Here is a 21,613-nt window from a genome sequence, read left to right as displayed (position 1 = left end):
TATTCTGGATCGAAATGGCACGAACATGTCGATATATACAAGTTTATATAACGAAAGACGGTAATAGCGAAACTGCTTTTAACACGCTACTATCGGCATAACCACGTTTTCGTAATCGAAAACATACACTCTAGCCTTTGCGCCTGTGTCGAAAGATATGGTGCTCTGGCCGTGGCGGTTTCGCCACCAGGGTACAGAAAGAAATGACTGTGCCTCCCGTATCAGGAAAGGTGTACATGGCATCACAACTTACCGATGCATTCGCGCGTAAGTTTTTTTACCTGCGTTTGTCTATTACCGATGTGTGCAATTTCCGTTGCACCTACTGTCTGCCGGACGGCTACAAGCCGGGCGACACCACCAATAACGGCTTTCTCTCCGTGGATGAAGTGCGCCGCGTGACGCGCGCCTTTGCCGCCATGGGAACAGAGAAGATCCGTCTCACCGGCGGCGAACCCTCGCTGCGCCGGGATTTCACTGAGATCCTCGCGGCGGTACGTGAAAACGACGCCATCCGTCAGATTGCGGTGACCACCAATGGTTATCGTCTGGCGCGCGATGTCGCCCAGTGGCGCGAGGCGGGGCTGACGGCCATTAACGTCAGCGTCGACAGCCTGGATGCCCGCCAGTTTCACGCCATCACCGGGCAGGACAAATTCCGCCAGGTGATGGAGGGCATCGATGCGGCCTTTACGGCGGGCTTCGACAAGGTGAAGGTCAACACCGTGCTGATGCGCGATGTAAACCATCATCAGCTGGATACCTTCCTGGCGTGGATCAAACCCCGCCGCATACAACTGCGTTTTATCGAGCTGATGGAAACCGGCGAGGGCAGCGACCTCTTCGCCCGTCATCACATCTCCGGCATGGTGCTGCGCGATGAACTGCTCAGACGCGGCTGGATCCACCAGCTTCGCCAGCGTAGCGACGGCCCGGCGCAGGTCTTTTGTCACCCCGATTACGAAGGGGAGATCGGGCTTATCATGCCGTATGAAAAAGACTTCTGCGCCAGCTGCAACCGCCTGCGTGTCTCGTCGGTGGGCAAGCTGCACCTGTGCCTGTTTGGCGACGGTGGCGTCGACCTGCGCGATCTGCTGGCCGATGATGCCCAGCAGCAGGCACTGGAAGCGCGCATTTCTGAGGCGCTGATGCACAAAAAACAGACCCACTTCCTGCATCAGGGCAACACCGGGATCACCCAGAACCTGTCCTATATTGGCGGGTAATCGCTACAAGGAACCAGAAGATGAGTCAGGTAAGCGCAGAATTTATCCCGACGCGTATTGCTATCCTTACCGTTTCCGAACGTCGCGGCGAAGAGGATGACACCTCCGGCCACTGGCTGCGCGATGCAGCCCACGAGGCGGGGCATCAGATTGTCGATAAGGCCATCGTCAAAGAGAACCGCTACGCCATTCGCGCAGAAGTGTCGCGCTGGATCGCCAGTGACAACGTACAGGTGGTGCTGATCACCGGCGGCACCGGGTTTACCGCGGGCGATCAGGCCCCGGAAGCACTGCTCCCGCTGTTCGACCGCGAGATCGAAGGCTTTGGGGAAGTGTTCCGCATGCTCTCATTCGAAGAGATCGGCACCTCTACCTTGCAGTCGCGCGCTGTCGCCGGTATCGCCAACAACACGGTGATTTTTGCTATGCCGGGTTCCACCAAAGCGTGCCGCACCGCATGGGAAAACATTATTGCCCCGCAGCTGGATGCCCGCACGCGTCCGTGTAATTTCCATCCACATCTGAAGAAGTAAGTTATGTCGCAACTGACCCACATTAACGCCGCGGGCGAAGCCCATATGGTGGATGTCTCCGCCAAAGCCGAGACCGTACGTGAAGCCCGCGCGGAAGCGTTCGTCACCATGCTCCCCGAAACCCTGGCCATGATCATTGACGGCAGCCACCACAAAGGGGATGTCTTCGCCACGGCGCGCATCGCCGGGATCCAGGCGGCGAAACGCACCTGGGATCTTATCCCGCTGTGCCATCCGCTGATGCTCAGCAAAGTGGAAGTGAATCTACGGGCCGAACCGGAACATAACCGGGTACGCATCGAATCCCTCTGCCGCCTGACGGGCAAGACCGGGGTGGAGATGGAAGCGTTGACCGCCGCGTCGGTGGCGGCATTAACCATCTACGACATGTGCAAAGCGGTGCAGAAGGATATGGTGATCGGGCCGGTTCGCCTGCTGGCGAAAAGCGGCGGTAAATCGGGTGATTTCAGGGCGGAAGAAAATGATTAAAGTGCTGTTTTTTGCGCAGGTTCGCGAGCTGGTCAATATCGACAGCCTGACGCTGGATAACGAATTCGCTACCGTAGAAGCGCTGCGGGCTCATCTGGCGGCGCAGAGCGACCGCTGGGCACTGGCGCTGGACGCCGGTAAGTTGCTGGCGGCGGTGAATCAGACCCTGGTGGAATTTAATCATCCGATTACGTCGGGCGATGAAGTGGCCTTTTTCCCACCGGTGACCGGGGGCTGACATGACAGAGACCAAAATCGTTGTCGATGAGGCGCGTTTCAACGTCGGCACAGAATATAACTGGCTGGCGGAGCGCGACGAAGACGGGGCGGTGGTCACCTTCACGGGTAAAGTGCGCAACCATAATCTGGGCGACAGCGTAAAGGCGTTAACGCTGGAGCACTATCCTGGCATGACCGAAAAGGCGCTGGCAGAGATTGTCGAACAGGCCCGTGAACGCTGGCCGCTCGGCCGGGTGACGGTTATCCACCGCATCGGTGAAATGTGGCCCGGAGAAGAGATTGTCTTTGTGGGTGTCACCAGCGCCCATCGCGGCGGCGCCTTTGCCGCGGGCGAGTTCATTATGGATTATCTGAAAACCCGCGCCCCGTTCTGGAAGCGCGAAGCCACCCCGGAAGGGGAGCGTTGGGTGGAATCCCGCGACAGCGACAAGGACGCCGCCAGCCGCTGGTAGCCGGATTCCGGGGATGTGTTAGGCTATAACAGTGCGTCCACTTAAAAAGGAGTATGTTATGGACAGATTTCCCCGTTCCGATTCCATCGTTCAGCAGAGCCGTACCGGGCTGCAAACTTACATGGCCCAGGTCTACGGCTGGATGACCTGCGGTTTATTGCTCACCGCGTTTGTCGCGTGGTTTTCTGCGAACACCCCCGCCGTGATGATGTTCGTCTTCTCCAGCAAAATTACCTTTTTCGGCCTGATCATCGCCCAACTGGTGCTGGTATTTGTCCTGTCGGGGCTAGTGCATAAACTCAGTGCCGGGATGGCCACCACGCTGTTTATGCTCTACTCGGCGCTCACCGGCCTGACACTCTCCAGCATCTTCATCGTCTACACCTACTCCTCGATTGCCAGCACCTTTGTCGTGGCGGGCGGGATGTTTGGCGCGATGAGTCTCTACGGCTACACCACCAAACGCGATCTGAGCGGCTTTGGCAATATGCTGTTTATGGCGCTGATTGGTATCGTGCTGGCCTCGCTGGTGAACTTCTGGCTGAAGAGCGAAGCGCTGATGTGGGCGGTGACCTATATCGGGGTGATTGTGTTTGTTGGGCTGACGGCCTACGACACGCAGAAGCTGAAAAATATCGGTGAGCAGATTGACGTGCGCGACAGTTCAAACCTGCGCAAATACTCCATTCTTGGGGCGCTGACGCTCTATCTGGACTTCATCAACCTGTTCCTGATGCTGCTGCGCATCTTCGGCAACCGCCGTTAATCGTCATGCCCGGCGGCGCGTTGCTTGCCGGGCCTGCAAAGGACTTCTCCCTCTCCCCGATGGGGAGAGGGTTGAGGTGAGGGGACATCACTTCGCCATCTGCTGCTCGTTTTTGGCCCGCATTTTCTTCGCCCGGCTCTCCAGCACCAGATAACAGACCGTCGCCAGCGCCAGCGGCAGGAAGTAATAGAGCATACGGTAGGCCAGCAGGGCGGCGATAATGGTGCCGTGGGAGACATGTTCCCCCGCCAGCAGGGCAATAAACACCGCTTCCAGCACGCCGATCCCGGCCGGGATATGCACAATCACCCCGGCAATACTGCTCACCAGCAGCACCCCCAGCACGAAGAAGTAGTTCACATCTTCGCCCATCAGCAGCCAGATAATCGCCCCCATCGCCATCCAGTTAGCGGCAGAAATGGCCATCTGCGCCAGCGCAAAGCGCCAGGAAGGCAGCACCAGCTTCTGTCCTTTGATGGTCATATGGCGATGTTTGGCAAAGGCGCAGGCCCACAGATAGACGGCAATCACCAGCAGCAATACCACGCCAAGAATGCGCAGCGTAGACTGGTCGATGTACCAGTGGTCAGGCAGTTGCACCACCCCGGCGGTAAAGATCACCCCGCCCAGCAGGATATAGCCCAGCCAGTTGGTGGTAATGCTCAGGGAGAAGATCCGCGTGATGGTACTGCTGGGCAGCCCCAGGCGGGAATAGAGCCGGTAGCGCATCCCGATGCCGCCCACCCAGGTGCTCAGAGTCAGGTTGAAGGCATAGCAGATAAACGACACCAGCATAACCTGGCGTTTAGCCAGCTTATGCCCACAGTAGACCCGTCCGAGCAGGTCGTAACAGCCATACAGTAGATAACTCAGCACCACCAGCGCCACCGCGCCCATCAGCGACATACGGTCGTAGTCACGAATAACCTTCCAGACTTCAGCCCAGTCGACCTTTTTCGCGTAAACCACCAGCAGCACCGCAACGGCAATAAAAAACACCCAGGTGAGGATCTTTTTTGCCAGACGCCAGCGCGAATGTTTTTTGCTCATCAGGGTTTCACTCCCGTGCTACCTGCTTCGACCCGATCCTGGGTCTCCATTTCGGGTTGTACCGGTGGCGGCACTTGCGCCAGCTTAGGCGTATGGGCCGGCAGCCAACCCACCAGGGCCGGGAAGTGACGCAGGAAGTGGAACACCAGCACGCTTTTGCCCAGATTCCACCAGGTGCGTTTCGGCACCATGGTTTCATCAACCCGCACGCAATCCTCGGCGATAATGGCGGAAAGATTATCGCGCAAGGTCTGGTTAAACTCGCGATCGTGAATAATCAGGTTGGCCTCCAGATTCAGCGACAGGCTGAGGGGGTCGAGGTTACTGGAGCCGACGGTCACCCAGTGATCGTCCATCAGCGCCACCTTGCCGTGCAGCGGACGGCGGCGGTATTCGTAAATCTCTACGCCACCTTTCACCAGATAGTTGTAGAGCAGGCGCGCGCCCACCGTGACAATCGGCATATCCGGCTCGCCCTGCACAATCAGCTTAACCCGCACGCCGCGACGGGCCGCGTTACGCATGGCGTGCAGCAGACGATAGCCCGGGAAGAAATAGGCGTTGGCGATGATCACTTCGCGCCGGGCGTTGGCCAGCATCTTCAGATAGTGCCGCTCAATATCATCCCGGTGCTCTTCGTTATCACGCCAGACAAACAGCGCCTGGGCTTCGCCCGGTTTGGTGTTCTCTTCGGGGCGATGGCGCCGCTTCCACCAGCGACGCACGGCGGCTTTGCCGGGCAGGTTTTCCACGACAAACTGCAAAATATCCTGCACCACTGGCCCTTCGACCTGGACGGCATAATCCTGTTTCGCCTCCGGGCCGTAGTCCGACATATGTTCGGCGGAGTAGTTAATGCCGCCGACAAATGCCACCTGCTCATCCACCACCACAATTTTACGGTGCATGCGGCGGAACACGTTTGTGCGCATACCAAACAGAGGAGGGCGCGGATCGTAGTAACGGAATACCACGCCTGCTGCGGTGAGTTCCCCTACAAAGTCGTCGTCGAGGTCGGGGGAGCCGTAGCCGTCGAGCAGCACTTCGATATGTACCCCACGCTGGGCTGCACGCAGGATAACGGCATGCAGCTTGCGGCCCACACTGTCATCGAACCAGATGAAGGTCTCAAGGAACACCCGACTCTGCGCCTTATCAATGGCAGCAAAGACCGCCGGGTAAAATTGATCGCCATTTTCCAGCAGCTTGATCCGGTTACCGCTTTGCCATGAACTTTTCATAAATGGATCTCCGCACTTAACGGTGCATGGTCGGAGAGATGACGCCAGTTACTCAGGGCCAGCGCGGTTGGGCTGCTGGCATGGGCATTTTTGACATAGATACGATCAAGACGCAGCAGCGGGAACCTTACCGGGAAGGTGCGGGCAGGTCGGCCGTGAGCAAGGGTGAACACTTCCTCCAGCCCGGCCTCCGCCTTCAGCGGATGGCTGGCGCGCTGGCGCCAGTCATTAAAGTCGCCAGCCACCACCACCGGATCGCCTTCCGGCAGGGCGTTGACCCATTCGGCCATCATCTGCAGCTGCGCCTGACGGTGGGCTTCCCGCAGGCCAAGGTGAACCGAGGCCACATGCAGCGGCATGGTCAGCTCCGGTACGGCAAGCCGACAGTAAAGCAGCCCGCGCTTTTCGCTCTCGCCAACCGAGACATCGTGGTTTTCATAGTGTTCGATGGGGTAGCGGGAGAGGATCGCGTTGCCGTGATGCCCTTCTGGATAGACGGCGTTACGCCCGTAGGCATAATCGCTCCACATGGTGTCAGCCAGAAATTCGTAGTGGCTGGTATCGGGCCAGTTCTCCACATGCATCGGATGCACCTCATGCGCGCCCATGACCTCCTGCAGGCAGACGACATCGGCGCTGACGGTACGTACGGCGTCGCGCAGTTCGGGCAGAATGAAACGGCGGTTGAAAGCCGCGAATCCTTTATGAATGTTGATCGTTAACACTTTTAGCGAAAAATGCCGGGTTTGTTGGGCCATACACTCCTTCCCGCGTCTCTATCCTGATGAAAATAAAGTGTAGTCGTCGTCACAAAAAGGTGCTGTGTTACGGAATTTTCCGTAAAGTGCGATAGTCTGAACAAGCAGAGTAAAATCCTTCAGGAGAGTGCCATGAAGTGGCAACAACGCATACGCGTCGCGACCGGCCTCAGTTGCTGGCAGATTATGTTGCATTTATTGGTAGTGGCTGTACTGGTGATGGCCTGGATGAGCGGAACCCTGGTGCGGGTCGGCCTGGGATTATGTGTGTTGTACGGCGTCACCGTACTGTTAATGCTCTTTTTACAGCGTCACCATGAAGAGCGCTGGCGCGAAGTGGCGGATGTGCTCGAAGAGCTGACCACCACCTGGTATTTTGGCGCGGCAGTCATTGTGCTGTGGTTGTTGTCCCGGGTACTGCAAAACAACTTTTTGCTGGCCGTCGCAGGCCTGGCGATCCTTGCAGGGCCTGCGATCGTTTCACTGTTAACCAAAGATAAAAAGCTACGCGATATTGCGTCTAAACATCGCGTACGCCACTGAGCCTGTCACGGCCGCTATTACCAGTAGCGGCCACAAACTCCCCCACACAATATCCAGACTCGCATCCTTGAGATAGATCTGCTTGGTGATATCGGTGAAGTGCCGAATCGGGTTCACCCAGGTCAGGTTCTGCAACCAGACCGGCATATTCTCAACCGGCGAGACATAGCCCGAGAGCAAAATCGCCGGCATCATGAAGACGAACACCCCGATAAACGCCTGCTGCTGGGTTGAACAGAGCGCCGAGATCAACAGACCAAATCCCACCAGCGACAGTCCGTATATCACCATCGTGAAGTAAAACAACGCCAGTGAACCGGCAAAGGGGATGTGATAGGCCCAGATGCCAATCGCCAGCACGATACTGGCCTGGAAGGTGGCGACAATCAGCGCAGGCACCGCTTTGCCGACGAAGATTTGCCAGGTCGCCAGCGGGGAGACCAGCAGCTGATCCAGCGTGCCCTGTTCGCGCTCGCGCGCCACCGACAGCGACGTGACAATCATCACCCCAATGGTGGTGATCATGGCGATCAGCGACGGCACCACAAACCATTTGTAGTCGAGGTTCGGGTTATACCAGTTGCGCACCACCAGCTCGCTGTTGTTCGGCTTCGGTTTGCCCTCCATCAACTCCTGCTGATACGTTTTCACTACCTGCTGCAAATAGTTAGCGGCAATCTGCGCGCTGTTGGAGTTACGCCCGTCGAGGATCAGCTGCATGGGGGCGGTTTGCAGGGTGTCCAGGTTACGGGAAAAATCGGCCGGGAAGCGCACCAGCAATAGCGCCTTTTGCGTGTCGATGGTTGGCTGGATCTCCTGTGGGCTATTGAGGATCAGCACGTGGGTAAAGGCTTTGGCGCGGGCGAATCGCTGAGTCAGCTCCACCGAATGCTTGCCGTTATCTTCGTTATAGACGGCAATGGTGGCATTGGTCACCTCCAGGGTGGCCGCCCACGGGAACAGCAGCACCTGGATCAGCACCGGCAATATTAAAATTGCCCGGGTCTGCGGCTCGCGCAGCAGCGATTGCAGCTCTTTGCGAATCAACGTCCATAAACGGTAAAGCATAGTGTCGTCCTCTTGTCGGGTGGCGCTTTCGCTTACCCAACCTACAAAATCAACGGGTCTTACAGGTCCGGTGAGCGGAGCGCCACCGGGCGCAACCTAATCCAGGCGCCGTTTGGTTTTCATCCACGTCAGCCCGATAAACATCACCGCCGAGGCAATCAAAAATAGCAGGTTCACAATCAGCACCATCGGGATATTGCCCGCCAGGAACAGGCTTTGCAGGGTGCTGACGAAATAGCGCGCCGGAATAATGTAGGTCACCGCGCGGATCACCGCGGGCATACTGTCGATCTGGAAAATAAACCCGGACAGCATAATGGACGGCAAAAAGGCGGCATTCAGCGCCACCTGGGCGGCGTTAAACTGGTTGCGGGTGACGGTAGAAATCAACAGGCCCATCCCCAGGGTGCTGAGTAAAAACAGGCTGGTGATGATGAACAGCACCAGCAGCGAGCCACGATAGGGCACCCCGAGAATAAAGACTGCGACAAGCATGCAGAGCAGCATCGCCAGCATCCCGAGGAAGTAGTAAGGGATGAGTTTGCACAGCAGCAGTTCCGTGCGCGTGACTTCGGTAGAGAGCAGCGCCTCCATGGTGCCGCGCTCCCACTCGCGGGCGATCACCAGCGAGGTCAAAATAGCGCCGATCACCGTCATGATGATGGTCACCGCGCCGGGAATAATAAAGTGCTGACTGATGGCCGCCGGGTTAAACCAGTAGCGGGTCTGCACGTCGATCAGCGGCTCGAACGTTTCACCCCGATCTTCCGCCCGCTGCATCTGCCACATCTGCCAGATCCCTTCGGTATAACCCTGCACAAAGTTGGCGGTATTCGGTTCGCTGCCGTCGGTGATCACCTGAATGGGGGCGGTGTCGTTCGGGCGGGCCATGTGCTCGGCGAAATCCACCGGAATGACAATCAGCCCGCGAATGCGCCCGGCCTGCATCATCTGGATCAGCGCCTGGCGGTTATCGCTGATGGTGGCGTCAATGTACGGCGAGCCGGTCATGGTGTGAGTAAAGTCGAGCGCCTCTTCGCTGCGCTGCTCCAGCAGGATGCCGACGCGCAACTTGCTGGAGTCGAGGTTAATGCCGTAGCCAAAGATGAACAGCAGCAGCAGGGGGATCACCACCGCAATCAGCCAGCTGCTCGGGTCGCGAACGATCTGCCGCGTCTCTTTGATGCACAGGGCGCGCACCCGACGCCAGGAGAGGGCGGTATCAGACATGGCCGTGCTCCTTATCCCAGTCGTTAATCAGGGTAATAAATGCCTGCTCCATCGTCGGATCGGGCTGTTGCTCGTCGGCCACCTGGGCTTTGAGATCGTCAGGCGTGCCGTGGGCGATCAGCTTGCCGCGGTACACCAGCCCGATGCGGTCGCAATATTCCGCCTCATCCATAAAGTGGGTGGTCACCATCACAGTGACCCCTTTTTCCACCATGCTATTGATATGCAGCCAGAACTCGCGACGGGTGAGGGGATCCACACCGGAGGTCGGCTCATCGAGAAACAGAATGTCCGGCTCATGCATCAGGGAGCAAGCCAGCGCCAGCCGCTGCTTAAACCCGAGCGGCAGATCGTCGGTGGCATGGCTGGCAACATGATCCAACCCGAACGCTTCGCTCATGCGGCTGATTTTGTCGTTCTGCGCCCGCCCACGCAGGCCATACACGCCGGAGAAAAAGCGCAGGTTCTGCTCCACCGTCAGGTTGCCGTACAGAGAGAACTTTTGCGCCATATAGCCCAGATGCTGGCGCGCCTTGCCGGAGCTGACTTTCAAATCCATATCCAGCACCAGCGCCTTCCCGGCGGTGGGCACCAGCAGGCCGCACATCATTTTAAAGGTGGTGGATTTCCCCGCGCCGTTAGGGCCGAGCAGGCCAAAGATTTCGCCGCGTTTCACCGCGAAGTTCACGTCATCCGTGGCGGCAAAATCGCCGAACTTTTTGGTCAGGGATTTGGCCTCGATTACCGTTTCACCCGGCGTGCCTTCCACGGTATGCAGGATCGCCCCCAGAGGAGATTCCGCGGTGCCTGCGCCACCGAGCAGATCGATAAAGGCATCTTCAAAGCGCGGGGCAGCATCCCTGACGGCCAGATCCGGGAGATCCGCATGCTGGCGCAGATCATCGGCGCTGGCCTCTTTTTTAAGGATCACCCGCACCGATTTCCCCTGGATCATGCCGTCGCTCACCTGGGGCAGCTTCAGCACCCGCTGCAGCAGGCGGCGGTTGTTTTCGTGAGGTGAATTCAGCAGCAGGCTGCGGCCGGTCATGCTTTGCGTGAGCGCGGTAGGATCCCCCTGATAGAGCAGCTCCCCTTCGTTCATCAGCAGCACGTCCCGGCACTGTTCCGCTTCATCGAGATACGAGGTGCTCCAGAGGATTAACATGCCGTCGCCTGCCAGCTCATGCACCATCTGCCACAGTTCGCGGCGGGAGATGGGATCCACGCCAACGCCAGGCTCGTCCAGCAGTAAGACTTTCGGTTCACCCACCAGGGTGCAGGCGAGGCCCAGCTTCTGCTTCATCCCGCCGGAAAGCTTGCCCGCCAGCCGGTCGGTGAAGGGGCCGAGCGCGGTAAATTCGAGCAGGCGTTGAAAGGTCTTCTGCCGCGTCTCGCCGGTAACGCTGCGCAGGTCGGCATACAGGGTCAGGTTCTCCATCACCGTCAGATCTTCGTACAGGCCGAACTTCTGCGGCATGTAGCCCAGCATCGCATGCAGGGCGCGATCGTCGCGAACCGGGTCCAGTCCCAGCAAGCTGGCGGTGCCTTCGTCGGGCTTAAGTAGCCCGGCCAGCATCCGCATCAGGGTGGTTTTGCCTGCGCCGTCCGGCCCGACCAGCCCGGTGACATAGCCTTTATGCAGGGTGCAGTCGAGCGGCGCGACGGCGGGTTTGTCCATTCCGGCAAAGCGTTTGACCAGGCCGGTGAGCTGGATCACCGTGTCACTCATGGGTTTGCCCATTGTCGAAGCTGACGGTGACCGGCATCCCCTGACGCAGGGCTTCGTCGGCATCGTTGACGATAATGCGCAGGCGATAGACCAGGTCAGTGCGCAGATCCGGGGTTTCCACGGTTTTCGGCGTGAATTCGGCGGTCGGAGAGACAAAGCCGATCTTCCCATGATAAGGCTTATCCGCGCGTCCGTCGGTGTAGAGCAGCACCTCGCGCCCCGGCCGGGCTTCCCCAAGGCTGGCTTCATTGATATAGGCGCGTACCCACACCGGGCGGGTCAGGGAGAGGGTCAGCACCGTGCTGCCCGCGTTCAGCATGCTGCCCGGCTCGACGGCGCGGGTCATCAGGGTGCCGTTGGCTGGGGCCACCAGGGTGGTGTCATGCAGATCCAGTTGGGCCTGCGCTAACTGGGCCTGGGCCTGTTCAAGGCTGGCTTTTGCCTGGGCGATATCCTGCTCGCGGTTGCCGGAGCGGTACTGGCGTAACTTATCCTGAGCAGATTTCAGGGTCGCCAGAGCCTGATCGCGCGAGGAGCGGGCATTTTCCAGATCGTTAGCCGACACGGTGCGGCTTTTCCACAGCCCCTGCTGGCGATTGTAGAAGTTTTGCGCATAGTCATACGCTGCCTGAGCCTGTTTCACGGCGGCGGCGGCCTGGGCCACCTCTTCATCCCGGTAACCGGCCTGCATTAAATCATATTGCGCCTGGGCGACAGAAACACCCGCCTGGGCCTGCAGCAGCGCATTCTGGTACGGGGCTTTATCCAGCTCGCCCAGCGTCTGCCCGGCGGTGATAGTGTCCCCCTCGTCCACGGTTAACGACGCCAGCCGCCCGCCGACGCGAAAGCTCATATTCACGGTGCGAATATCTACGTTACCGTACAGGGTTAACGTCTTATCCTGCTGGCTCTGATACCACCACCAGCCACCGAATCCGGCGGCCAGCACAACCACCACGGCCAGAAGAATAACGGCAGGTTTTTTCATAACTCCAGGCTCCTTTGGGTTAAACCTTGCAGGATCAGATCAACATGGCAGGTGATGACCTGGCTTATCTGCGCGGCTTTGTCCGCATCAAATTCGGTCCAGCCGGTGCGTAACAAAATGGTCTCCCGCCCGAGGCGAAAGGCGAGCACTTCGCCCAGCAGGGCATGGGTATGCAAAATGGTCTGCGTATCACTGGCGTCGCGGCCGGTATACGCCGCCACCAGCCGGGTCAGGTGGGTGTGCATCGGGGCGATAACCTGATCGTGCACCAGCTGATAGGCAGCTGAGGGCGAGAGCTGCTCCCGGGAGATAAATTTACTCAGGTTCAGCGTATCGTCATGGGTCAGCAGCTGAATCATATTGTGGCAGGCATTTAAGATCAGCCCGCGAATGGCGGCGCGATCCGGTGAAGGCTCGGACAGCAGGGTGGTCGCGGCCTCGACGTGAGGACGAAAGTGGGTGCCGATGAAATCGGCGATCCACTGGGCGCAGGCGAGGTACAGATCCTCTTTCGAGCCGAAATAGTAGGTAATGGCGGCGATGTTTTGCCCCGCCTGGGCGGCGATATCGCGGGTGGTGGCATGCAGTCCGTACTCGCCAAACTGCGCCAGCGCCGCGGCAATCAACTGAGCTTTGGCCTGTTCGCCTTTCGTGGTGGTTGGGGTCGGATTCATAGTGTGCATAATCTTAATCAATCGATTGATTAAGATTATGCCAGATTTGTGATAAGTCCAGCCAGCCGGAGAAATATTTCGTTAAGGGAATCCAACGGGATATTTTATGCGCCACGTCACAAAAGCTGCTACACTCCGCTGCTTTGCGACACTGTGGTTTTTGTCCTCTTATTTGTCACTATCTCCCTGAAAACTACACCTGAAACGGTCGGGGCGGTTCGGAGTTGTTATGTCTTTTGATACCCTTGGCCTGGACCCGGAAATCCTGCGCGCTGTAGAAGAGCAGGGCTACCGCGAACCTACCCCTATTCAGCAGCAGGCCATTCCTGCCGTGCTGGCAGGCCGCGATTTGATGGCCAGCGCCCAGACCGGCACCGGTAAAACCGCGGGCTTTACCCTGCCGTTGCTGCAACGTCTGATCCAGAAAGAGCCGCACGCCAAAGGCCGTCGCCCGGTGCGCGCCCTGATCCTGACCCCGACCCGTGAACTCGCCGCCCAGGTGGGTGAGAACGTGCGTGAGTACAGCCGCTATCTCAATATCCGTTCGCTGGTGGTGTTTGGTGGCGTGAGCATTAACCCACAGATGATGAAACTGCGCAGCGGCGTGGACGTGCTGGTAGCCACCCCGGGCCGTCTGCTCGATCTGGAACATCAGAACGCCGTGAAGCTCGACAGCGTTGAAATCCTGGTGCTCGACGAAGCCGACCGTATGCTCGACATGGGCTTCATCCACGATATTCGCCGCGTGCTGGCAAAACTGCCGGCTCGCCGCCAGAACCTGCTCTTCTCCGCCACCTTCTCCGATGAGATCAAAGGGCTGGCGGAAAAACTGCTGCACAACCCGCTGGAAGTGGAAGTGGCGCGTCGCAACACCGCCTCCGAGCAGGTGACCCAGCATGTCCACATGGTGGACAAAAAGCGTAAGCGCGAGCTGCTGTCACAGATGATTGGCGAGGGCAACTGGCAGCAGGTGCTGGTCTTCACCCGTACCAAGCACGGTGCCAACCACCTTGCAGAACAGCTGAACAAAGACGGGATCCGCAGCGCGGCCATCCACGGCAACAAGAGCCAGGGGGCACGTACCCGCGCGCTGGCAGATTTTAAATCCGGTGATATCCGCGTGCTGGTGGCAACCGATATTGCTGCCCGTGGCCTGGACATTGAAGAGCTGCCGCACGTGGTGAACTACGAGCTGCCGAACGTGCCGGAAGATTACGTTCACCGTATCGGCCGTACCGGCCGTGCCGCGGCAACGGGCGAAGCCCTGTCGCTGGTCTGTGTGGATGAAATCAAACTGCTGCGCGACATCGAACGCCTGCTGAAAAAAGAGATCCCACGTATCGCTCTCGACGGCTACGACGTAGATCCGTCAATCAAAGCCGAGCCGATCCAGAACGGTCGCCAGGGTGGCGGGCGTGGTCAGGGCGGTGGACGCGGGCAGGGCGGCGGTGGCCGTGGTCAGCAGCAACCGCGCCGTAGCGAAGGTGGTGCGCCAAAAGCCGCGAACAAACCTCCGCGTCGTGACGGCGACGCCAAACCGGCAGGCGAACAGCAGCGCCGACGCCGTCCGCGTAAACCTGCCGCAGCGCAGTAATCTGGAAGCCCGGTCGTAAAGCCGGGCTTTTCTTTTGCGGCCCGCTTAAGAAAGTGCCACAATAGTGGCTGTTTATACAGTATTTCAGGTTCATCATGGCTTTAACCGCCGCGCTGAAAGCGCAAATTGCCGCCTGGTATAAGGCGCTACAACAGCAGATCCCCGACTTCATTCCCCGCGCACCGCAACGGCAGATGATTGCCGATGTGGCAAAAACGCTGGCCGGTGACGAGGGCCGACATCTGGCAATTGAAGCTCCGACCGGCGTCGGTAAAACCCTGTCCTACCTGATCCCCGGCATCGCCATTGCCCGGGAAGAACAAAAAACGCTGGTGGTCAGTACCGCCAACGTCGCTCTGCAGGATCAGATCTACAGCAAAGACCTGCCCCTGCTGCGCAAAATCATCCCGGAGCTGCGCTTTACCGCCGCCTTTGGCCGCGGGCGCTACGTCTGCCCGCGCAATCTGGCCGCCCTTGCCAGCAGTGAGCCATCCCAGCAGGATCTGCTGGCGTTTCTCGATGACGAACTCACCCCCAATAACAAGGCCGAGCAGGAGCAGTGCGCGAAGCTCAAAACCGATCTCGACGGCTATAAGTGGGACGGCCTGCGCGATCACACCGATCAGGCCATCAGTGATGACCTGTGGCGCAGGCTCAGCACCGACAAAGCCAGCTGCCTGAACCGCAATTGCCACTACTATCGCGAGTGCCCGTTCTTCGTCGCCCGCCGTGAGATCCAGGAGGCGGAAGTGGTGGTCGCCAACCATGCGCTGGTAATGGCGGCAATGGAGAGCGAGTCGGTCTTGCCGGACCCAAAACACCTGCTGCTGGTGCTGGATGAAGGCCACCACCTGCCGGACGTCGCCCGCGATGCGCTGGAGATGAGCGCCGAGATCACCGCCCCGTGGTTCCGCCTGCAGCTGGATCTGTTCTGCAAGCTGGTGGCGACCTGCATGGATCAATTCCGCCCGAAAACCATCCCGCCGCTGGCGGTCCCGGAGCGGCTGAGCGAACACTGCGAAACCATCTACACTCATATCGCCTCGCTGAATAACATCCTCAATCTCTACCTCCCGGCCAGCCAGGAGGCGGAGCATCGCTTTGAGATGGGCGAGCTGCCGGACGAGATCATGGCGGTTTGCCGCGAGCTGGCGCAGCTCATCGAAAAACTGCGCGGGCTGGCAGAGCTGTTTTTAAACGATCTGAGTGAAAAGACCGGCACCCATGATGTGGTGCGTGTACACCGGGTGCTGTTGCAGATGAATCGCGCACTGGGCATGTTCGAAGGGCAAAGCAAGCTGTGGCGGCTGGCGTCCATGGCCCAGGCCTCCGGCGCGCCGGTCACCAAGTGGGCGACGCGGGAGGTCAAAGAAGGGCAAGTGCATCTCTTCTTCCACTGCGCGGGTATTCGCGTCAGCGATCAGCTGGAAAAGCTGCTCTGGCGCAGCGTGCCGCATGTGGTGGTCACCTCCGCCACGTTGCGCTCGCTGAACAGCTTCTCGCGGTTGCAGGAGATGAGCGGCCTGAAGGAAAAGGCAGGGGATCGCTTTGTCGCGCTCGACTCGCCATTCAACCACTGCGAGCAGGGCAAGCTGGTCATTCCACGCATGAATTACGAGCCACTGATCGACAACGAAGAGCACCACCTTGCCGAGATGGCGGCCTATTTCCGCGAACAGCTGGAAAGCAAAAAATACCCCGGCATGCTGGTGCTGTTTGCCAGCGCCCGGGCAATGCAGCTGTTTTTAACCTTTGTCACCGATCTGCGCCTGCTCCTGCTGGTGCAGGGCGATCAGCCCCGTTACCGGCTGGTTGAAACACACCGCAAACGCATTGATAACGGCGAACGCAGCGTACTGGTGGGGCTGCAATCCTTTGCCGAAGGGCTGGATCTGAAGGGCGATTACCTGACCCAGGTACACATCCACAAGATTGCTTTCCCCCCTATCGACAGCCCGGTAGTGCTCACCGAAGGCGAGTGGCTGAAAAGCCTGAATCGCTTCCCGTTCGAAGTACAGAGCCTGCCTGCGGCCTCGTTCAACCTGATCCAGCAGGTCGGGCGTCTGATCCGCAGCCACAGCTGCTGGGGGGAGGTGGTGATCTACGATAAACGCCTGCTCACCAAAAATTACGGTAAGCGCCTGCTGAATGCCCTGCCGGTCTTTCCTATCGAACAGCCCGACGTACCCGAGGTGAAAAAACGTCCGGCTACACTCGCCGCCGGGCGTAAAAAAAGCGTCCGCCCTAAGCGGCGTGGCCCTACTGGTAAGTAAACGTCACCTGGACTACGCTGCTGAAGGTTCCTGCGCTGATGGGCATCGAGGTGACGTAATAGCGGGCGGCAAGGGGGAAGGTAGCCGTGCGCGTGTTTTGATCGATCAGCACGTTAAAGCTCGCCTGCGGCGCAAGCAGAATATTGTCCTGCGGGTCGCCCAGCTCCAGCGCTAGCCCTTTGGCGCTACCGGTGTTGGCAAACTTTGTCGGATGAATGCGGTCGGCCTGGCCGTAAAAAAAGGCGTTGGCCAGCATCAGGGTTTGCGGGCAGTGCGATACCGACAGGCTGAACGCTTTCCACGTGCCCGTGTCTCCGACATTCCTGAAGTCACTTGAGACGGCCTGCCCCAGGTTGACGGTGAGATCTTTGCTGGCGCTGTCTACGATGCAGGTATTGGCGTAAATATTCCCTCTCATCTCAATCTGAATATCCTCTGCGTGAGCCTGGCTCAGCAGCGTCAGCGCCATAATCAATGCGGTTTTTTTCATAACGATCACTTATAGGCGAGGGTAAGGGTCGCGATGCTGTTCGCTGGCCCCGGTGTGACGACATCGCTGATCTGTTCGTAACGCACCTCGAAGGGGATCCTCAGCGTTTCATTGGCGTTTGCCGGACGTTGGGTAGGAACGTAGCTATCAAAGGTGGCAATGTTGTCGTCGAACAGCATTCTGACGCCGACGCCGGTTGCCATGCCGCTTTGCTGGGTGAGTTTGATGACTCCTTCAAACTGCGGTTCGTAACCATTGGCACTGGAGATTTTCACTAACGGCTGAACGGTGGTGTCACAATCCACATCCACATTAAATTCCTGGGCTGGAGACGAGAGCGTGCCAGTGACGGCGAAATCACTGACCGGAAAATCCCCCAGGTTGATGGTGAGATTTTTCGGTGATACGGAACAGGTGACCTGATGCAGAATAACGTTACCGGCATAGGAGACAGTATTGGGACTGCCGATGCCGTCATTGCCGAATACGCCAATGCCAAACTGGGTTTGCGCCTGACTTAACGTTCCTGACTTCACCGTTTCGCTGGTCTTGACGAGCTGGAGGGTCACGTTAAAGTCGAACGACATTTTTCCATCATTCGAGACATAGCCGATTGGGGTACTGCGGGAGTCGCACGCGGTCTTTCCCCCACCGGAGATACGCTGCCCCTTATCATTCATCAACGCCACGCCGACGCCCGGCACGCCAGAATCATAGACGCCAGTCAGCCCTGGAATTTCGGCCCCGCTGCCGTAATAGCAGGAGATAATTTCCATTCCACTCTCATACGAATGATCGCAATTACCCGCCACGTGCACGGTCTGTTCCGTACCCGGAATGGTGGAACCCACCGCCAGCGTGGTGGGGATGGAGACGGAGGCGACATCGATCATTTTTGGCATATCGGGAGTGGTACACGCCGCTTTAGCGTGCGGCATAAACAACGCCGCCGTGCCAAGAACCAGAAGGAAAAAACAGTGTTTGAGAATCTGCATAATTGTTAGCCTGAACGGTGAATCAGTGACATTGCGCGGCAGCGTTGATGATGCTGGTTTTCTTTTCCTCATCCGTTAGCCGGTACTCAGCCACACAGCTTTCGCTGGCATCCTGACCCCAGGAAACAGACAGCGTTCCGTGCTGAGGCAGGCCGGAGAGGTAAGTCTGTCCGTCATTGCCTACGATAAACTCGCTATCCTTATCCCCGGTGGTGACCGTTGCGCCAAAGGGCAGCGGCTTACCCTGTCGCGTGAGCGTCATTAAGACCCGGCTGCCCACGCGGGTGTTAAAGCTGGCGCGGACCACCGCGCCGCGTGTTGGTGTAACAACTTGCGCCGCGTGGGTCACGTCGGCCTCGTCCGGCAGCGTTTCCGTATCCAGGGCAATAGTGTTGTGGCGATAGGCGGTGACAAAGGGCACGACGGTATAACCGCGAAAATCGGTTTTGACCCCGGTCTGGTTGGTAATGTGCGTGCCGTGCGTGCCTGGGGCTTTAACCAGCGCGATGGTATCCCCCAGCGGCTGGCTCAGGGTGATGCCGTTGGCATGGGCCACCATACCGCCCTGCAAGCCGACGTTAACGTTCCGCTGATTTTTGTCCTGGCTCACGCCGCCGCTGATTTCGCCATAAGTTCCTTTGTAATCGGCATTCAGGTTGGTTGAGTTGCCGCTTCCGCTGTTGCTCAATCCCTCCTGGATATTCCAGCTCAGGTTGTCACCCTGTAGTGCGGTGCCGTTTAGCCCGATATTTTGCGTGGTGCCCGCTTTCGTGTTGTTCAGGTTGTATGTCGCCCAGGTGTTATGCATCCAGTGATCCAGTGGCACGGAGACGCTCAGCGCGAACTGGTTGTCCTGGGTAACGGATTCACCGTCTTCGTTGCTGTCGTTGGTGTTCTTATTGAGGCTATAGCTCAGGCTGTAACTCACCCCGTGCCAGCTGTTGTTGTAGCTAACGCTCATGGAGGTCATATCCTGGCTTTGGCTCCAGTAGGTCTCTTTCACCAGACTCAGGGTGACCGAGCCCCAGCCTTCGCCCAGCGTCTGGTCAATGGTGGCTTCGGTACGGGCGCGGCGCTGCTGCGGCGCAGACCAGTCGTCACTCCGGGTATAAGACTCTATGGTATCTTCCAGGGTGTAGAATCCTTTGCTGTTATACCGATAGCCCGCCAGCATGAAGTTAGTCCCCATTTTTGAGAAATCTTTGCTGTAACGCACGCGCCATGACTGCCCGGTGCTGGCATGCTGTTTTTTAAGCAGCGCTTTGGCCCGCGTGACGTCGACAGAGAAAGCGCCTAAATCGCCCATATTTTTCCCCCCACCAACGGCCTGCGACTGGTAATGGTTGCTCTGCTGCACGCCGCCGTAGGCAGTAAAACCGTAAGGCAGGCCGTAGATGGCGCTACCCTGGGCAAAAGGAGTTTTTTCAACATCTTTGTCATAAGAGCGATAGCGCCCTGCGGTCACGCTGTAGCGCAGATTCTTTTCACGTTGCAGCACGGGGACCGAGGCGTAAGGCACCACGAAATGGCTTTCGCTGCCGTCGGTTTCTTTCACCGTGACCTGTAGATCGCCACTGCTGCCGGTGGGGTAGAGATCGTTAATCTCAAACGCACCGGGGGCGACGGTATTTTGATAAATCACGTAGCCGTTCTGACGCACCATCACCAGCGCGTTGCTGTGGGCGGTGCCACGGATAATCGGCGCGTAGCCTTTCTCGCTGTCCGGCAGCATGTCGCTGTCGGAATTGAGCTGCATGCCGGTATAGGGCACGCTGTCGAACACATCCGCCGGAGAAGAGCTTTGCCCTACCGTCAGATCGCTTTTCATCGCCACGATATCGCGCTGAGCGTAGGTATAGACGGAGGAGAAGCTGTGCTGCTCTTCGTGACCGGTGGTGCTGCGATTCCAGGTTGAGTAGTTTCGCACGCGCCAGGCACCGATATTCAGACCCGGGCGCAGGTTCACATACTGGCTGCTGTTGTCCTGCTCGCCTGGCTGGCGCGCATGGCTCTGGCTGGCGTTGGTGCTGTAGTTGAGCAAACCGGCGGTAATGCCTTCATCAAAGTCTTTCGGGTCGATATAGCCACGGGGTATCTGGCCCAGTGCAGACTGCGGAATGCTCAGCAGCAACTGCTGATGGCGGACTTTAAACGTGGCAGATGCGGCAGGAATCACGCTTAACTCTGCGCACTCACCCTTCGCCATCAGTTGCGGAAATTTTTCCGTTTTGACGCCAAGACGCTTTAAGTCGCCCAGCGAAAAACAGGGCTGAAGTGAACTGTCGCCTTTGGCATCCTTATGTAATTTAAACGTGACCTCACGGGTATCAATCTTGTTGTTATTAATAAAAAGGGCCACCTGATATTGACCCGGTGCCTGGCCAGGGCCTTTTTCATAGATTGAGAGGTCAGTTTTTCCCTGCTGGGGGTTATCCAGATCCAGCAGGGCGGGGTTAAAATAATCATCGGCCCATATTTGCTGTGAAAAACACGCCACTGCCAGGCCACATAAAATGACCAGCAGTGCGAGTAAATGACAGGAAAAAGGCTTGTTAGTGCTGTACATGATTATTTGGAACGCCCGTGTACCGCTTAATTAATGGAGTGCAGCGGTCCAGGTTTTACTGACGCTACCGTAATCAGTAATGATGGAGTAACTGACGGAATTACCGCTGATAGTGGCGGGAAGGGCAAAATGCGTTTCGGCTTTCGGTACCGCCCAGGTGACGTTTGGCACTTTCTTGCCGTTCAGCATGATTTGCTGGAAGTTCATATAAAACGGCGTTGGGTTATTTACAATCAGCTCGTTGCCCTCGCGATGCCACGCCAGTTTATCGCCTGCCTCTTCGGGTTGGCCTTTTACTGACGCGGGACGATAAAGTAACTTAATGCGCGTATTAATCGCGATTTGCAGGGTATTCACCCCCTGCTGATTTTTAGAAGAGGGAATCGCTTTAATGTTAAGCCAGAAAAGCGATTCGCGATCTTCGGGCATATTTCCGCCCGTACGGACCACACGCAGAACGTTATCTTCCTTGCCGTCCAGACGGAATAGCGGCGGCGTGATCAGGAAGGGGGCTTTGGCCATGTTTTTATCGCCAGAATCAACCCAGGACTGAACCAGATAATCCGTGCTATCGGGATTTGAAAGGCCAAGAGACGATTCCTTTTTATCTCCGTGGTAGACAAGACGGGTGCCGTTAATAATGACACCCGCATGCGCTGTCGCGGCTACCAGTAATAGAGTGCTCAGTAAATAAACATGGCGCATAAA

General features: G+C 57.9%; 21 protein-coding genes and 1 riboswitch. Of the genes, 9 read left to right on the top strand and 12 right to left on the bottom strand.

The genetic code is table 11. The features are described from left to right. Nucleotides 1-114 precede the first annotated feature (114 nt). A riboswitch (molybdenum cofactor riboswitch) is annotated at nt 115-249 on the top strand. The 6 genes from moaA to ABIE02_RS04580 all read left to right on the top strand — a co-directional run bounded on the left by moaA (nt 237) and on the right by ABIE02_RS04580 (nt 3,706). Next, entirely contained in the window at nt 237-1,226 is a 990-nt protein-coding gene (gene moaA, locus ABIE02_RS04605; protein WP_032617142.1) for a GTP 3',8-cyclase MoaA, read from the top strand. It overlaps the preceding riboswitch by 13 nt. A gap of 20 nt (nt 1,227-1,246) precedes the next feature. After that, complete coding sequence (gene moaB / locus ABIE02_RS04600) at nt 1,247-1,759, top strand: molybdenum cofactor biosynthesis protein B (protein ID WP_103178765.1); 513 nt, start codon at nt 1,247-1,249, stop codon at nt 1,757-1,759. Between the two features lie 3 nt (nt 1,760-1,762). Further along, on the top strand, nt 1,763-2,248 hold the full coding sequence (gene moaC / locus ABIE02_RS04595) for a cyclic pyranopterin monophosphate synthase MoaC (RefSeq protein ID WP_059308466.1): 486 nt from the start codon (nt 1,763-1,765) through the stop codon (nt 2,246-2,248). Continuing rightward, the gene (gene moaD / locus ABIE02_RS04590; protein ID WP_144883846.1) at nt 2,241-2,486 is read left to right on the top strand and encodes a molybdopterin synthase sulfur carrier subunit; all 246 of its coding nucleotides are present in this window, start codon (nt 2,241-2,243) and stop codon (nt 2,484-2,486) included. The genes moaC and moaD overlap by 8 nt, the downstream gene beginning before the upstream one ends. A gap of 1 nt (nt 2,487) precedes the next feature. Continuing rightward, nucleotides 2,488-2,940 carry a molybdopterin synthase catalytic subunit MoaE gene (gene moaE, locus ABIE02_RS04585; protein ID WP_336994760.1) on the top strand — a complete coding sequence of 151 codons (453 nt, stop codon included), beginning with the start codon at nt 2,488-2,490 and terminating at the stop codon, nt 2,938-2,940. Nucleotides 2,941-2,998: 58 nt separating this feature from the next. After that, entirely contained in the window at nt 2,999-3,706 is a 708-nt protein-coding gene (locus tag ABIE02_RS04580) for a Bax inhibitor-1/YccA family protein (protein ID WP_032617147.1), read from the top strand. Nucleotides 3,707-3,793: 87 nt separating this feature from the next. Here ABIE02_RS04580 and ABIE02_RS04575 read toward each other — a convergent pair whose 3' ends face one another. From ABIE02_RS04575 to ABIE02_RS04565, 3 genes are read right to left on the bottom strand one after another with little or no spacing between them, the layout of a single operon-like run. Continuing rightward, nucleotides 3,794-4,756 (bottom strand): lysylphosphatidylglycerol synthase domain-containing protein, encoded by a 963-nt coding sequence (locus tag ABIE02_RS04575; RefSeq protein ID WP_032617148.1) that lies wholly within the window; start codon nt 4,754-4,756, stop codon nt 3,794-3,796. Then, complete coding sequence (gene clsB, locus ABIE02_RS04570; protein ID WP_032617149.1) at nt 4,756-5,997, bottom strand: cardiolipin synthase ClsB; 1,242 nt, start codon at nt 5,995-5,997, stop codon at nt 4,756-4,758. The genes ABIE02_RS04575 and clsB overlap by 1 nt, the downstream gene beginning before the upstream one ends. Beyond that, nucleotides 5,994-6,755: an endonuclease/exonuclease/phosphatase family protein gene (locus ABIE02_RS04565; RefSeq protein WP_032617150.1), complete on the bottom strand. Its 762-nt coding sequence runs from the start codon at nt 6,753-6,755 to the stop codon at nt 5,994-5,996. Before ABIE02_RS04565 ends, clsB begins: the two co-directional genes overlap by 4 nt. Nucleotides 6,756-6,887: 132 nt before the next feature. On the opposite strand from ABIE02_RS04565, the gene ABIE02_RS04560 reads away from it, so the two are divergent. Then, a complete protein-coding gene (locus tag ABIE02_RS04560; protein WP_032617151.1) occupies nt 6,888-7,298 on the top strand; it encodes a YbhQ family protein in 411 nt (136 codons plus the stop codon). On the opposite strand, the gene ABIE02_RS04555 is transcribed toward ABIE02_RS04560, so the two are convergent. The 5 genes from ABIE02_RS04555 to cecR all read right to left on the bottom strand — a co-directional run bounded on the left by ABIE02_RS04555 (nt 7,260) and on the right by cecR (nt 12,987). Next, a complete protein-coding gene (locus ABIE02_RS04555) occupies nt 7,260-8,366 on the bottom strand; it encodes an ABC transporter permease (protein WP_032617152.1) in 1,107 nt (368 codons plus the stop codon). The two genes, ABIE02_RS04560 and ABIE02_RS04555, sit on opposite strands and share 39 nt — an antisense overlap. A gap of 96 nt (nt 8,367-8,462) precedes the next feature. After that, nucleotides 8,463-9,596: an ABC transporter permease gene (locus ABIE02_RS04550; RefSeq protein ID WP_032617153.1), complete on the bottom strand. Its 1,134-nt coding sequence runs from the start codon at nt 9,594-9,596 to the stop codon at nt 8,463-8,465. Next, a complete protein-coding gene (locus ABIE02_RS04545; RefSeq protein WP_191153026.1) occupies nt 9,589-11,325 on the bottom strand; it encodes an ATP-binding cassette domain-containing protein in 1,737 nt (578 codons plus the stop codon). The genes ABIE02_RS04550 and ABIE02_RS04545 overlap by 8 nt, the downstream gene beginning before the upstream one ends. Continuing rightward, nucleotides 11,318-12,313 carry a secretion protein HlyD gene (gene hlyD, locus ABIE02_RS04540; RefSeq protein WP_191153025.1) on the bottom strand — a complete coding sequence of 332 codons (996 nt, stop codon included), beginning with the start codon at nt 12,311-12,313 and terminating at the stop codon, nt 11,318-11,320. The genes ABIE02_RS04545 and hlyD overlap by 8 nt, the downstream gene beginning before the upstream one ends. Then, nucleotides 12,310-12,987, bottom strand: a complete 678-nt coding sequence (gene cecR, locus ABIE02_RS04535) for a transcriptional regulator CecR (protein ID WP_032617155.1) — start codon at nt 12,985-12,987, stop codon at nt 12,310-12,312. The genes hlyD and cecR overlap by 4 nt, the downstream gene beginning before the upstream one ends. 229 nt (nt 12,988-13,216) lie before the next feature. On the opposite strand from cecR, the gene rhlE reads away from it, so the two are divergent. Together rhlE and dinG are read left to right on the top strand one after the other, a co-directional pair. Further along, nucleotides 13,217-14,581: an ATP-dependent RNA helicase RhlE gene (rhlE, locus tag ABIE02_RS04530; RefSeq protein ID WP_032617156.1), complete on the top strand. Its 1,365-nt coding sequence runs from the start codon at nt 13,217-13,219 to the stop codon at nt 14,579-14,581. 95 nt (nt 14,582-14,676) lie between these two features. Further along, nucleotides 14,677-16,854, top strand: a complete 2,178-nt coding sequence (gene dinG / locus ABIE02_RS04525; protein ID WP_144883854.1) for an ATP-dependent DNA helicase DinG — start codon at nt 14,677-14,679, stop codon at nt 16,852-16,854. On the opposite strand, the gene ABIE02_RS04520 is transcribed toward dinG, so the two are convergent. The 4 genes from ABIE02_RS04520 to ABIE02_RS04505 are packed head-to-tail and all read right to left on the bottom strand — an operon-like array spanning nt 16,841 to nt 21,610. Further along, nucleotides 16,841-17,344 carry a fimbrial protein gene (locus ABIE02_RS04520; RefSeq protein WP_336994759.1) on the bottom strand — a complete coding sequence of 168 codons (504 nt, stop codon included), beginning with the start codon at nt 17,342-17,344 and terminating at the stop codon, nt 16,841-16,843. The two genes, dinG and ABIE02_RS04520, sit on opposite strands and share 14 nt — an antisense overlap. Before the next feature lie 5 nt (nt 17,345-17,349). After that, nucleotides 17,350-18,339, bottom strand: a complete 990-nt coding sequence (locus ABIE02_RS04515) for a fimbrial protein (RefSeq protein ID WP_148568849.1) — start codon at nt 18,337-18,339, stop codon at nt 17,350-17,352. Between the two features lie 22 nt (nt 18,340-18,361). Beyond that, nucleotides 18,362-20,905, bottom strand: coding sequence for a fimbria/pilus outer membrane usher protein (locus ABIE02_RS04510; RefSeq protein WP_336994758.1), 2,544 nt, complete (start codon nt 20,903-20,905; stop codon nt 18,362-18,364). Between the two features lie 30 nt (nt 20,906-20,935). Beyond that, nucleotides 20,936-21,610, bottom strand: a complete 675-nt coding sequence (locus ABIE02_RS04505; protein ID WP_148568851.1) for a fimbrial biogenesis chaperone — start codon at nt 21,608-21,610, stop codon at nt 20,936-20,938. Nucleotides 21,611-21,613: the final 3 nt, after the last annotated feature.

It is taken from the genome of Leclercia sp. 1548 (assembly GCF_050435045.1).
GTDB lineage: Bacteria > Pseudomonadota > Gammaproteobacteria > Enterobacterales > Enterobacteriaceae > Enterobacter > Enterobacter adecarboxylatus.
The sequence above is the reverse complement of the archived record's forward strand: the minus strand, read 5'-3'. Positions and strand labels throughout refer to the sequence as shown.